General features: G+C 38.5%; 14 protein-coding genes. 13 read left to right on the top strand and 1 reads right to left on the bottom strand.

Going from position 1 to position 13,709, the window contains the following annotated elements:
* Window positions 1-5: 5 nt before the first annotated feature.
* Together W908_RS00215 and W908_RS00210 are read left to right on the top strand one after the other, a co-directional pair.
* Complete coding sequence (locus W908_RS00215) at window positions 6-1,475, top strand: aldehyde dehydrogenase (RefSeq protein ID WP_053819471.1); 1,470 nt, start codon at window positions 6-8, stop codon at window positions 1,473-1,475.
* 35 nt (window positions 1,476-1,510) lie between these two features.
* Entirely contained in the window at window positions 1,511-1,897 is a 387-nt protein-coding gene (locus tag W908_RS00210) for a carboxymuconolactone decarboxylase family protein (RefSeq protein ID WP_053819470.1), read from the top strand.
* 9 nt (window positions 1,898-1,906) lie between these two features.
* Here the strand turns inward: W908_RS00210 and W908_RS00205 are convergent, their stop codons facing one another.
* On the bottom strand, window positions 1,907-2,806 hold the full coding sequence (locus W908_RS00205) for a DMT family transporter (protein WP_053819469.1): 900 nt from the start codon (window positions 2,804-2,806) through the stop codon (window positions 1,907-1,909).
* Between the two features lie 165 nt (window positions 2,807-2,971).
* On the opposite strand from W908_RS00205, the gene dsbD reads away from it, so the two are divergent.
* The 11 genes from dsbD to pth all read left to right on the top strand — a co-directional run bounded on the left by dsbD (window position 2,972) and on the right by pth (window position 13,705).
* Window positions 2,972-4,819, top strand: a complete 1,848-nt coding sequence (gene dsbD / locus W908_RS00200; RefSeq protein WP_053819468.1) for a protein-disulfide reductase DsbD — start codon at window positions 2,972-2,974, stop codon at window positions 4,817-4,819.
* A gap of 212 nt (window positions 4,820-5,031) precedes the next feature.
* A complete protein-coding gene (gene accB, locus W908_RS00195) occupies window positions 5,032-5,487 on the top strand; it encodes an acetyl-CoA carboxylase biotin carboxyl carrier protein (RefSeq protein WP_053819467.1) in 456 nt (151 codons plus the stop codon).
* Window positions 5,484-6,836, top strand: a complete 1,353-nt coding sequence (accC, locus tag W908_RS00190; RefSeq protein ID WP_053819466.1) for an acetyl-CoA carboxylase biotin carboxylase subunit — start codon at window positions 5,484-5,486, stop codon at window positions 6,834-6,836. Before accB ends, accC begins: the two co-directional genes overlap by 4 nt.
* Complete coding sequence (gene argC, locus W908_RS00185; RefSeq protein ID WP_020023701.1) at window positions 6,833-7,867, top strand: N-acetyl-gamma-glutamyl-phosphate reductase; 1,035 nt, start codon at window positions 6,833-6,835, stop codon at window positions 7,865-7,867. The genes accC and argC overlap by 4 nt, the downstream gene beginning before the upstream one ends.
* 34 nt (window positions 7,868-7,901) lie before the next feature.
* Window positions 7,902-8,255 carry an iron-sulfur cluster insertion protein ErpA gene (gene erpA, locus W908_RS00180; protein ID WP_020026599.1) on the top strand — a complete coding sequence of 118 codons (354 nt, stop codon included), beginning with the start codon at window positions 7,902-7,904 and terminating at the stop codon, window positions 8,253-8,255.
* An 11-nt stretch (window positions 8,256-8,266) separates the two neighbouring features.
* Window positions 8,267-9,403 carry a citrate synthase gene (locus tag W908_RS00175; RefSeq protein ID WP_053819465.1) on the top strand — a complete coding sequence of 379 codons (1,137 nt, stop codon included), beginning with the start codon at window positions 8,267-8,269 and terminating at the stop codon, window positions 9,401-9,403.
* Window positions 9,404-9,405: 2 nt separating this feature from the next.
* Window positions 9,406-10,146 (top strand): bifunctional demethylmenaquinone methyltransferase/2-methoxy-6-polyprenyl-1,4-benzoquinol methylase UbiE, encoded by a 741-nt coding sequence (ubiE, locus tag W908_RS00170; RefSeq protein ID WP_053819464.1) that lies wholly within the window; start codon window positions 9,406-9,408, stop codon window positions 10,144-10,146.
* Between the two features lie 5 nt (window positions 10,147-10,151).
* A complete protein-coding gene (locus W908_RS00165; RefSeq protein WP_053819463.1) occupies window positions 10,152-10,670 on the top strand; it encodes an SCP2 sterol-binding domain-containing protein in 519 nt (172 codons plus the stop codon).
* Entirely contained in the window at window positions 10,671-12,275 is a 1,605-nt protein-coding gene (gene ubiB / locus W908_RS00160; protein ID WP_053819462.1) for a ubiquinone biosynthesis regulatory protein kinase UbiB, read from the top strand.
* Between the two features lie 122 nt (window positions 12,276-12,397).
* Window positions 12,398-13,090 carry a 50S ribosomal protein L25/general stress protein Ctc gene (locus tag W908_RS00155; protein ID WP_053819461.1) on the top strand — a complete coding sequence of 231 codons (693 nt, stop codon included), beginning with the start codon at window positions 12,398-12,400 and terminating at the stop codon, window positions 13,088-13,090.
* 48 nt (window positions 13,091-13,138) lie between these two features.
* The gene (gene pth / locus W908_RS00150) at window positions 13,139-13,705 is read left to right on the top strand and encodes an aminoacyl-tRNA hydrolase (protein WP_053819460.1); all 567 of its coding nucleotides are present in this window, start codon (window positions 13,139-13,141) and stop codon (window positions 13,703-13,705) included.
* Window positions 13,706-13,709 lie beyond the last annotated feature (4 nt).

The following is a 13,709-nucleotide window of genomic DNA, read 5'->3' as shown; positions in this document are numbered from 1 at the left end:
AAATGATGGAGTATTTTAAACACTACATTAATGGCAAATTCAGTGATGGATTAGAACAATTTGAAACACTGAACCCTGCAAATGGCAAGCCTTGGGCTTCTTTTCCTGCTGCATCAGAACAAGAATCAAACTCTGCAATTGAGTCTGCACACTCAGCCTTATATGATGGCCCATGGTCAAAACTAAACGCAACACAAAGAGGCAAGTTAATTCACAAGCTTGGAGATTTAATTGCTAAGCATGCGTCAGAGCTTGGCGATCTTGAAACTCAAGATAGTGGAAAGCTAGCAGTTGAGACTCGAGCTCAATCTAGTTATGTAGCTGACTATTACTATTACTATGCTGGCTTAGCAGATAAAATCCAAGGCGAGGTTCTCCCAATTGATAAACCTGACATGCAAGTATTTACAACTCGTGAGCCTATTGGTGTTGTTGTTGCTATTGTTCCATGGAATGCTCAGCTTTTTCTAGCAGCTACTAAGATAGCGCCTGCCTTAGCTGCAGGCAATACTGTTGTAGTAAAAGCTTCTGAACAAGCACCTGCAGCACTATTTAAATTTGCTGAGTTGGTTGACGAAAGCGGATTTCCTCCAGGAGTAATTAACATAATCACTGGCTTTCCTGAGCCTTGTGGCAGGGTTTTAACCACCCATCCAAAGGTTGCAAGAATTGCTTTTACTGGGGGAACTGAAGTGGCTCGACATATTATAAGAAATAGTGCAGAAAATTTTGCTCATGTTAGCCTCGAGCTAGGGGGAAAGTCACCGATGATAATATTTGAAGACTGTAATATTGAAGGTGCTGTTAATGGAATTATAGCTGGGAATTTTGGAGCGTCTGGACAAAGTTGTGTTGCTGGATCGCGTGTATTCATTCATAGGTCGATTCACTCAAAAATAATTGCATTAGTTACAGAGCGTGCAAAGAGCATCGTTGTAGGTGACCCATTAGACAGCAAAACTCAGGTTGGCCCCCTTGCAACAGAAAATCAAGTTGAAAGAGCTTCCAAAGTTGTCCAGAATTCTATTACTCAGGGAGCCAGTTTAGTTTTTGGTGGAAAAAAGCCGAGTCAACATAAAGAAGGATGGTATTTTGAACCTACACTTCTAGATTGCCCTGATCAAGAATTTGATTGTGTCAAGACAGAGCTTTTTGCACCTGTTATTAGTGTTATTGCATTTGATACTGAAGAAGAGGCAATAGCTATGGCCAATGACTCAGACTATGGACTTGGATCTGGAGTTTTTACTGAAAATTTAGCGAGAGCTCATCGTGTCAGTTCAAAAATACATTCAGGAATTGTTTGGATAAATACGTATCGTGCAATCTCACCTATATCTCCTTTTGGTGGCTTTAAACAAAGTGGTGGTAGCCGCGAAGCTGGAATTGATGCGATTCATGAATACACTCGGACTAAAACAACATGGATAAATACCTCGTCAGAACCCATGAGCAACCCCTTTATAATGAGGTAGTGAAATTAATAATATTGACGCAAGTGGAGTAAAAAATGGATAAAAAATTATTTGAATTAGGCTTATCTAAAAGAAAGGCAACACTGGGGAAAGAATATGTTCAAAAAAACTTAGATGCTGCTGATGACTTTAATGAGGACTTTCAGAAACAAATGACTGAATGGTGCTGGGGATTTGGCTGGGGGGATGAAACTATTGACAAAAAAACAAGGTCAATGATGAACCTTACTATGCTTGCTGCACTTGGAAAAATGGATGAGTGGGAAATACATCTTAAAGGTGCCTTAACAAATGGTGTAAGTAAAAACGAGATCAAATCAATTCTGCATGTGATTGCAATATACTGCGGCGTTCCTCAAGGAGTAGAGTGTTTTAAAGTTGCAAGAGGAGTTTTAGAGGAGGCAGGTGAAATCCAACCTTAGGGTTATGCTTTAGTTTTTCAACTTTTTTGAGGAGGTTATTGCTACGCCAAAAGATATAAGAACAACGCCAGCTATTGAAATAAAACTTATAGTTTCTTCAAACAAAAACCAAGCCTGAATCGCCACTAGCGGTGCCACTAAATAGAAATAACTTCCTACACTTGCAGTCGCCCCTTGTTTAATCATTGTCATTAATAAAAAAATTGCACCAACAGAAAGAGCTAATACCTGCCACGCCAAAGTGAGTATGAAAGGCCCTGTCCAGCTCACTTCACCAGTTTCAAACAATAGCACAATCAAGGTACAGAGGACTACTGCACTAAAATATTGAACCCATGTCCCACTTATTAAGTCCATGTCACTGCAAAAACGCTTCTGATAAACCGCTCCGATAGAAATTCCAAATAGCGATGCTATGACAGCAAATACAGCCCAAATCGAGAATCCATCAAAAGCAAATTCACTACTCAAATCAAGCCTTTCAAACAATACTAGATATAAGCCCAATAAACCAATTATTAAACCCAGCCATTGCCTTTTTGAAACGTGTTCTTTCAAAATAATGCCGGCCATGAGTGCCATGCCAAGAGGCTGTAAGCCAATAATCATAGCACTGAGTCCAGCTGGCATTCCCCATTTAATAGCTTGAAAAACCCCGCCCAGGTAAACGCCATGGATTAAAGCTCCCACTACCATCAAATGCAAAAACGCTATTTTAGATTTAGGCCAGGGGCTTTTTTTAAATCTTATAACAATGAGCAAAAATAAGAGCGTAAAAATAAAACGATATAGCAATAGAGTGAAGGGTTCTGCATATGGCAATCCAAATTTAGCTGCCAAAAATCCAGTACTCCAAATCCACACAAAAATCCATGGAATAACTTTAGGGCTTATCGTTAAAATACTCATTTCTTATATAAAGGTAACATCTCTTTTGTGTGGCTTAATCTCTAATTAGTTTTACAGTTTTTCCATAGTAATTTTATACAGAAAAATTCTAGCTATAAACAAACCCAGCTTGAGAGAAAGCATCATTAGACTATAATCAATAGTAATAACCAAAATTTATATTTTATGAAAAAAATTCGTTTCGTTTTTCTTTTATTATTTCTAAATATCGTTTCTCAATTATCAGCAGAAACAGAGATAGTTTTAAATGATACAAGCAAAGCGACTAATGCAATTTCATCATCGTTAATTCTTGATAATGATGGCTCATCGGACTTGGGTCGGCCTGTTCCAGTTAATGAAGCTTTTGAGTTAAGCGCTATCTTAACTGGATCTCATTCACTTTCAGTTAAATGGAACATAAAAAAGAACTACTATCTTTACCAAGACAAAATCTCATTTGCAGTTGAAGAAGCAACAATTAAAGACGTTCTATACCCTGAGGCAACAATTAAAAACGATGAATTTTTTGGAGAAGTCAGCGTTTATACCTCTCCTTTAGAGATTCAAATTGAAGTTGAGGATGAGCTAAGCCCTTACGTAATATTGGCAGTTGAACATCAAGGGTGCTGGGAGGGTGGAGTATGCTACCCACCTCAAGTTGACAGACTCAAAGTTAGCACCATAGGTGCAGAAAGGATAACAGGTTCTGACAGACCAACAGCAACCGAGTCAGAAAAAATCACCTCTAAAAAATTCGAGCAAGGAGGCATTACTCTATTTTTAGCAGCCTTTCTAGCCGGTCTCGCCTTGTCTTGGACTCCTTGTGTATATCCAATGGTTCCAATCTTATCTGGAATTATTATTGGACAGAAAGAGGCCCCTAGCAATCTAAATGCAATCTTAATGTCGGTCACATTTGTTTTTTCAATGTCCCTCGCTTATGGTTTAATCGGAGCTTCTGCTGGCTACTTTGGAGCTGGAATAAACCTACAAGCTGTGATGCAAACCCCCTGGATCTTATTTGTTTCCAGCTTAATCTTTATTGCTCTAGCCCTCTCCATGTTTGGGCTTTATGATATTCAGCTGCCCTCAAAAATTCAAACTAAGCTCACAAACCTAAGCAATGCACAATCTGGTGGAAGCTTTGTTGGCGTTAGCATAATGGGCTTTCTTTCTGCTTTAATTGTTGGGCCTTGTGTGACGCCATTTCTTGCAACCGCCTTAAGTTATGTGATTGCTGGTGGAAGTGCCGCTAAAGGCGGTGCAAGTCTTTTTGCCATGGGTCTTGGCATGGGTGTGCCACTAATAATAATTTGCGGCTGGGGCGTCAATACACTTCCAAAAGCAGGGGCATGGATGGAAAACGTCAAACGAGTCTTTGGGTTTGCAATGATAGCTGTTGCCCTTTACCTTTTAGATCGAATCTTATATCCTTTTTTATCACTTATTCTTTGGGCATTATTATTTTCAGTGGCACCAGTTATGCTTGGTGTTTTCAAAAATTTAAATAAATCAATTTCTCCTCTAAACATCCTATTCAAGCTACTTTCTCTGGCCGTTCTAGCTTATGGATTTATGTTATGGTTTCTTGTTGCAAAGGGAAATGGAGATGTTCAGCAACCACTAGATTCAATCATATATGGTGATAAGATTGATATATCAAATAGCATCAAATTTCAAATAATTAATGATGAAGAGCGTCTCGATAATTTAATTTTAAGCACTAATGAAAACAACAAAATGCTTGTTATTAAATTCTATGCCGAATGGTGTATAGCTTGCAACAAGATGGAAAGGGTAGTTTTTACAGACACTCTTGTCAGTCAATCACTTAGAGGCTCTCAAGCCTATACAGTTGATGTCACTGATAATAACACCTTTAGTCAGTCAATATTATCAAGGTTCTCTCTCTTTGGACCACCCGCAATCTTATTTTTCAAGAATGGAAAAGAATTGAGGGATCAGAGAATTATTGGTGAAGTGAATGCAGCAGAGCTTACAAAACACATAAATAACATAAATTCGTTGTAAGCCCATTTTCCTCTAAATGCCTCTAAATGTGGCTATTTTTTCCTATATAGCTGGTAAAATACTGAAACGTAATACTTAATAAAGAATCACATCTTTAGGCTTATATTTAATATTTCTAAGCCAAAACATGTACTTATAACATTTATAGCTTGCAAGCTAGTTTGATATATTTAAGTTTTAAATAACAGTTAATAAAATAAAAAGGAGTGTCAATGGATATTCGAAAAGTTAAAAAATTAATGGAGCTTCTGGAAGAATCTGGAATGTCAGAGATTGAAATTAAGGAGGGTGAAGAGTCCGTAAAAATCTCAAGATATGGCAACTCCCCAGCTCCTGCCCAGCATCCAATCCAATCTTTTGTTCAGCAGCAAGCTCCAGTTAGCTCCGCTCCCACCTCTCAAACAGCAAGCCCAAATGAACAGCCTCAAGAAACTGGCCAATCTGTAACGTCTCCAATGGTTGGAACATTCTATTCTGCCCCATCTCCAACGGCAAAACCATTTGTGTCAATTGGACAAAAAATCAATCAGGGAGATACAGTTGGAATTATTGAGGCAATGAAAATAATGAATCAAATAGAGTCTGACCAATCTGGGACAGTGATTGAGATTCTTGTTAAAGATGGTGAAGCAGTTGAATTTGGACAATCACTAATAGTTGTAGAATGAGCTCAATTAAAAAAGTTTTAATCGCAAATCGTGGCGAAATTGCTCTGCGTATTCTTAGGGCTTGTAAGGAGCTTGGCATTCAAACAGTTGCTGTTTATTCAACTGCAGATAAAGACTTAAAGCATGTTAGGCTAGCTGATGAAGCTGTATGTATTGGTCCCCACCCATCAATCAAAAGCTACTTAAACATTCCAGCAATTATTAGTGCTGCTGAGCTGACCCACTCTGATGCAATTCATCCTGGCTATGGCTTTCTTTCAGAGAATGCTGATTTTGCAGATCAAGTTGAACAAAGTGGCTTTATATTTATTGGTCCTAGAGCTGAAAACATAAGGGTTATGGGTGACAAAGTTGCTGCTATTGAAGCAATGAAAAGTTCAGGTGTTCCTTGTGTGCCAGGTTCTGATGGTGCACTTGATGACAATGAAAAAAGAAGCGTTAAAATTGCAAAAGAAATTGGTCTACCAATAATTATTAAAGCTTCGGGCGGTGGTGGTGGTCGAGGCATGAGAGTCGTTGAAGAAGAAAAAGATTTGGCTGACTCAATTCAACTTACAAAGTCTGAAGCATTAAGCTTTTTTGGAAATGGTGAAGTCTATATGGAAAAATTTCTGACAACACCTCGCCATGTTGAGATACAAGTCCTTGCTGACCAGTATGGCAACGCTATTCATCTTGGTGAGAGAGATTGCTCTATGCAAAGGAGGCATCAGAAAGTAGTTGAAGAAGCTCCAGCTCCTGGAATCTCTTCAGAACTTAGAAATAAGATTGGCAATATTTGTGCTGAAGCATGTAAAAAAATTAATTACCGTGGTGCGGGTACCTTTGAGTTTCTTTTTGATAATGATGAGTTTTACTTTATTGAAATGAACACTAGGGTTCAAGTTGAACACCCCGTAACAGAAATGATTACGGGCGTTGATATTGTTCGAGAACAAATTTTAATCGCTGGTGGGGACAAATTGTCTTATGAGCAGAGTGATATAAAAATCCGTGGCCATGCAATTGAATGCAGAATTAATGCAGAAGACCCCGAGAGCTTTATGCCTTCTCCTGGAAAAATTACCCAGTATCATGCTGCAGGTGGTCTCGGGGTTAGGATAGACTCTCATATCTACAACGGATATAATGTGCCGCCCCACTATGATTCAATGATTGGGAAGGTGATTACATATGGCGATAATAGAATTAATGCGATTATAAAAATGCAAAATGCGCTTGATGAGATGGTGATAGATGGCATCAAAACCAATATTCCTCTTCAAAGAAAAATTATGGTTGACAAGGTTTTTCAAAAAGGTGGGATGAATATACACTATCTTGAAAAGATGCTTGGAGATGAAAAATGAAAATCAAAGTTGGAATAATTGGGGGCTCAGGTTACACTGGCATTGAGCTTTTACGAATCATACATCAACATCCCAACGCAGAGGTTCATGCAATTACCTCAAGAGCGCTTGAGGGCAGAAAGATCTCTGAAGTTTTTCCTAATATGCATGGAATATCTGAGCTAACTTATCTTCTTCCTGATGATAATAGGCTATTTGAATGCGACATTGTATTTTTTGCTACACCACATGGCGTTGCAATGAACAATGCAGCACTTTTTTTGGAAAAAAATATTAAAGTTGTTGACCTGGGAGCAGACTTCAGGATCACCAATGCAACTACCTGGTCTGACTGGTACAAGATGGAACATACCCAAGAATCTCTTCTTAAAGAAGCCGTTTATGGTCAACCAGAAATGAAAAGAGATGCCATTAAAGATGCTCGGCTAGTTGCAAATCCAGGCTGCTATCCAACAGCAGTTCTTTTAGCATTAAAACCACTCCTTCAAAATAACCTAATAGATACGTCAAATATAATTGCGGACTGCAAGTCAGGTACAAGTGGTGCTGGCCGGATTGCAAACCAAGCTACTCTTTTTTGTGAAATTACTGAAAGCTTTAAGCCTTATGGGGTTAGTGGACATAGGCATTTTCCTGAAATCAAACAAGAAATAGAGTCAATGACTGAATCACCAGTTGGCCTGACATTTACCCCTCATTTGCTTCCAATGAGTCGTGGGATTGAAGCTACAATTTATGTTGACTTAATAGACTCAGATATCGATATATTGGCATGCTTCGAAAATGCCTATGAAAACGAAGAATTTGTTAAAATACTGCCTGAAGGTGTCTACCCTGAAACCCGTTCAGTTAAATCTTCTAACTATTGCCAGATCTCAGTTCAGTATGTTGAACATAGCAATAAGCTTGTTATTATGTCTGTAATCGACAATTTAGGTAAGGGAGCAGCTGGACAAGCAATTCAAAATATGAATTTAATGTTTGGACTAAACGAACAGGAAGGACTCAAACAAATCGGACTTTTGCCGTAATTATTTGACTAATAGATTTACTCGGAGATAACCCATGGTTGCCACTGAAATACAAGACGAAGCTGACATAGTTTTTAGTGATAGTGCTGCTAATCGAGTTGCACAGCTAATCAAAGAAGAGAAGAATCCTTCTTTGCGACTGCGTGTCTATATTACTGGTGGAGGCTGTTCTGGTTTCTCTTATGGATTTACCTTTGATGAAAACCTCAAAGAGGGAGATAGTGGAGTTAACAAACAAGGCGTTGAGCTAGTAATTGACCCAATGAGCTATCAATATCTGATGGGCTCAACAGTAGATTACTTAGAGGACCTTCAAGGCGCAAGGTTTATTGTAAGCAACCCAAATGCCAAAACCACTTGTGGTTGTGGCTCTTCTTTTTCAATTTAAAAACTAATTATATGACTGACTACATTCCAGGCCTAGCAGGCGTTCCAGCAACCAAATCATCCATTTCTTCAATTGATGGAGAAAAGGGAATACTTGCCTACAGAGGCTACTCAATACAAGACCTTGTTGAGCACTCCTCATTTGAAGAAACTGCACTTTTATTAATGAATGGAGAACTTCCATCTCCGCAAGAGCTGACAAACTTTAAAAATACCCTAAACAAACGCAATGAAGTAAAACGCAAAATTCGCCATTTGCTTTGGTCGCTTCCTTCAACTGGACACTCAATGGACGTGCTTCAAACTGCTATCGCATCTATGGCCACTTTCTATCCTGATGCTGGAGCTTCTGAACCAGATTCGTCTTACACTCAAAACGCTCTAATCAAAATAATATCCAATATGAGCACCTTAGTTGCTATGTGGACTCGAATCAGTAGAGGTTATGATCCAATTCCGCCAAGTAAAACAATGACTTATGCGGAAAACTTTATGTACATGTGTTTTGGAGAGGAGTCTGACCCAGAAATTGTAAACCTATTAGATGCCTCATTAATTTTGCACGCTGAACACACAATCAATGCCTCAACTTTTTCTACTATGGTGACGGCGTCCTCACTTGCCAACCCTTTTGCCTCAATTGCTGCAGGAGTTGGAACGCTTGCGGGGCCTTTACATGGAAATGCAAATGAAAATGTACTTATTATGCTCGATGAAATTGGCTCTCCAAAGAATGCTCGTAAATGGATTGAAGATAGGCTCAAAAATAAACAAGTCATCTGGGGAATGGGTCATCGCGAATATAAAACTAAAGATCCTAGGGCAACAATTCTTGAGAAAATGATTAAGACTTATATCAAGAAAAATGGCCTCAAACTCTCTAACCGCTTTGAAACAGCGCTTGAGGTTGAAAGCATCTGCAACGAGCTTCTATCTCAAAAGGGGGTTTACCCTAACGTAGACTTTTACTCGGGAATCCTGTATTCAGAGATTTTTAATTTTACTAAAGAGCACTTTACTTCTATTTTTGCTATGGCGCGCTCTGCAGGGTGGGTGGCTCATTGGCATGAACAAGTGAGCGACAATAGAATATTTAGGCCAACTCAAATATATATTGGGGCTGATTTTAGGGATTACCCCGCACAATAGAAATGGAAAAAACCACCCACTTTGGCTATAAACAAGTCGACGTTGAAAAAAAACAAGGCCTTGTAAAAGAGGTCTTTGACTCAGTTGCAGGTAAATATGATCTCATGAATGATGTGATGTCAATGGGTACTCATCGACTCTGGAAAAACTACACTATTTCCAGTAGCAATGTTAAAGAGGGGGATCATGTTCTTGATATTGCTGGAGGAACTGGCGATCTGGCCATTAAGTTTAGAAAAAAAGTTGGCCCTTCTGGCAAAGTAATCCTTTCAGATATTAACGAATCTATGCTTCATGAGGGAAGAAAAAACCTTATCAATCATGGCATCATTGACGTCGAGTTCGTTCAAGCCAATGCTGAATCGCTGCCTTTTGAAGACAATACTTTTGACTGTGTAAGCATTGCCTTTGGACTCAGAAATGTTACCGACAAGGATGCTGCCTTAAAACAAATGCACCGTGTTTTAAAAAAAGGTGGAACTCTTTTAATCCTGGAATTTTCCAAGGTTGAAAATCAAATGCTAGAAAAAGCTTATGACTTCTATTCATTTAATCTTATTCCTAAATTTGGAGAATATTTTGCAAATGATGAAGATAGCTATCAGTATCTTGCAGAGTCTATTAGAAAACACCCTGACCAAGAAACCCTAAAAGCTATGGTTCTTGATGCTGGATTTGAGTTTTGTGAATTCCACAACCTAACCGGTGGAATCGTTGCACTTCATAAAGCAGTAAAGACTTAAACAAAATGTTTCGTCTTGCCATTGAAAAAGCGCTCAACCATATGATCAATGCTAATAGCGTTGACATATCTCTCATTGATAATAAGATTATCAGCCTAAATGTTGATGAGATTGACTTGAGTTTATTTTTTTTGTGTCTAAATGCTCGCATCTTTGTTATAAACAATACTCAAAACAAAAAAACTGATGTTGAAATAAGAATGAATAAAGAATCGTTTTTGTCCTTATTTAAAGGTGTCACTTTAAAAGATTTAATCGAAAAAGAAGACATAGAAATCAATGGAAGTATTAAAACAGCACAACAACTTGCAGACCTTCTGGCCTCATCGTCAATTGACATAGAAGAACTGATTTCACAATATACTGGTGACATTATTGCACACCAGGTTGGTCAATCATTTAAGCAGATTAAAAACATGTCATTAAAAAATGATGGTTCAATCATTGACACTTTAAAAGAAGAGCTAACCACCCTTTTAATAGCGCCCAGTCGATCAACAATTTTTAAAGGCAGGTCATCATAAATGAAGAGTTTGTTTCGATTTTTAAGTATTTTAAGAACACTAATTCGTTACAGGTTAGACCACTTAATACTCTCTACTTCTTTTCTAAAAAGCCTAAAGCCTTTAATCTATTTGACTCCGTGGCATTATTTTCCTAGCAAAAAGTTTTCAAGGGGCGAGCGGATTCGTTTGGCGCTTGAAGAGCTAGGGCCGATATTTATTAAGTTCGGCCAAACTTTATCTACGCGTAGAGATCTTTTGCCTGATGACATTGGCATTGAACTAGCCAAACTTCAAGATAAGTGTCCTCCTTTTCCTGCTGATGAGTCAAAAGCAATTATTGAAGATGCGCTTGGTGGCGAAGTTTCCAAACTTTTTTCTTCCTTCGATGACACCCCCCTTGCTTCAGCCTCCATAGCACAAGTTCATACTGCTATAACTCAAAAAGGCGAAGAGATCATTGTTAAGGTGGTTCGCCCAGGAATTGAAAAACAAATTAAAAGAGATATTAGACTTTTATATACTTTGGCCAGCCTAGCTGAAAGACATCAAGATGGAAAAAGGCTTAGGCCAAAAGAAGCTGTTGCTGAATTTGAGAGCATTATTTACAACGAATTGAACATGATGGTTGAGGCAGCTAATGCATCACTTTTAGGTAAAAATTTCAGCAACTCTAGCCTCTTGTATGTTCCTAAAGTTCACTGGGACCTTTGTCGTTCAAATGTCTTAGTTACTGAACGAATTTATGGAACTCCAGTAAATGACATAGAGGCCTTAAAAAAGAAAAATGTTGACTTTAAGTCCCTTGCAGAAGATGGTGTAATCATATTTTTTACTCAAGTATTCGACCATAACTTTTTCCACGCAGATATGCACCCTGGTAACATTTTTGTAGGTGAGAATAATCAATATACTGGTGTTGATTTTGGAATCATGGGCACGCTCACTGAAGCTGATCAGTATTATTTAGCTCAAAACTTTTTAGCTTTTTTCAACCAAGACTACAAAAAAGTATCCCAAGTTCACTTAGAGTCTGGATGGATTCCTGAGGGAACCAATGTAATGGAATTTGAAAATGCCATAAGAAGCGTTTGTGAGCCAATTTTTGAAAAACCTCTCAGTGAAATTTCTTTTGGTCAAGTTTTATTGAGCCTGCTAAAGGAAGCAAAGCGTTTTGACATGGAGGTGCAACCTCAGCTACTTCTGCTATATAAGACATTGCTTAATATCGAGGGCTTAGGACGTTCTCTTTATCCTGATCTTGACCTTTGGGCCACAGCAAAACCTTATCTAGAAAAGCTTGCTAAAGAAAAGTTTAGCCTCAAAAGCACTCTAAGGAAAATGTCTGATCAGATGCCTCAGCTCATTTCAGAGCTACCTGAAATACCAATGCTGTTAATTAATGCTCTTAAAGAAATTGAAAGCGGTTCATTTAAGAGAGAAAACTCAAAAAAACAAACTGAAGCCATCGTGACTCAACTTAAGGAGAATGCAACTAAACAGCGATCGGCAATTTTTGCTCTAGTGTTCATAATAAGCGCAGGATTACTTGCCAACCAATCAGCCTGGGTTTTGACTATTGCCAGCTCAACTTTCGGTATTATATTTTGGCTAAAGTCACGATAGAGAAATTTAGTTATTGGAAAAAGATTTCAGGTAAAATGTTCCCCCAGTCTATCTGGTCGCAAGATAGACAAATTGGTTGCACCGCATGATGTGGTGTTTTTTCATTTAATGGAGAACTCAAAATGAGCATTACAGTAAACGCCATAGAGCGTAAAGACCAGGGGAAAGGTGCGAGCCGCCGCCTGAGAAAAGAAGAGAAAGTTCCTAGCATTATTTATGGTGGTAAAGCTGCCCCAAAAATGATTTCGCTTAGCATTCACGAAATCACTCACTTACTAGAGGATGAAAATACATTTACATCTGTATTAGACTTGGTTGTGGGAAAAGAGACAGATTCTGTCGTTCTAAAAGACATACAGCGCCATCCCGCAAAAAATGTTGTTACTCACATTGACTTTTTACGAGTAGATGCCAAACAAACTCTGGTTACAACTACACCACTTCACTTTATTGGTGTGGAAGAGAATGAGGCGTTAAGACTAGGCAATATGCTTAATCAGTTTGTTGTTTCTGTTGAAATCTCTTGTCTACCAAAGGATCTTCCTCATGGTATTGACGTAGATGTAACTAAGCTTGAAATTGGTGATCATCTCTCATTAACGGATCTAGTATTGCCTGAAGGTGTTGTTATTACCTCACTTCAACATGAGGATATTGAAGCACATGACCAAACAGTATGCTCTGTCTCAGAACCTAAGATTATTGAAGAGGAAGAGGAAGAAGTTATTGAGGGTGAAGAAGGCTCTGAAGATGGTGACGCAGACCAAGCTGATGAATCTGAAGGCTCAAATAATGATGGTGACGATACAGAATAAAGTATCGTCAGCCTTGTTGTCTCAACAAGCGTAAAATGAAGCGTTGTAATGATTAAACTAATTGTTGGACTGGGAAACCCCGGAAAAAATTATCAGGAACATCGTCACAACGCTGGCTTTTGGTTTGTTGAGTCTCTAGCTTCTATTAAAGACTCTAAATTTACAAGTCAGTCGAAGTTTTTAGGAGAAACTACGAGCGTTGCCTTTGGCTCAACCAAGGTTTTTCTTCTTAAGCCCCAAACCTTTATGAACAACTCTGGCGGATCTATTAAAAGCTTCCTAAGCTATTATGATATTTCACCAGAAGAGACTTTGGTTGTGCATGATGAGCTTGACTTGCCTATTGGTGCTGTCAAAATAAAGCTTGCTGGTGGTCATGGCGGTCATAATGGACTGAGAGATACCATAAAAGCGCTTAACTCAAAGGACTTTTACCGCCTTAGAATTGGAATCGCTCATCCAGGCTCTAAAGATGATGTAGTAGATTATGTTCTTAATGCTCCCGGTAAATCTGAATTAAGCAGCATAGAACAGGGGATGTCAAATGCAATGAGCATTATTAATCTCTTAGTGAATGGAAATTTTGAAGACGCTATGAAAGCTCTTCACACATAGTATT

This window comes from Candidatus Pseudothioglobus singularis PS1, from assembly GCF_001281385.1.
In the GTDB taxonomy this organism is placed as follows: domain Bacteria; phylum Pseudomonadota; class Gammaproteobacteria; order PS1; family Pseudothioglobaceae; genus Pseudothioglobus; species Pseudothioglobus singularis.
Note: the sequence above shows the minus strand (reverse complement) of the source record. Positions and strands in the feature narration are given on the sequence as shown.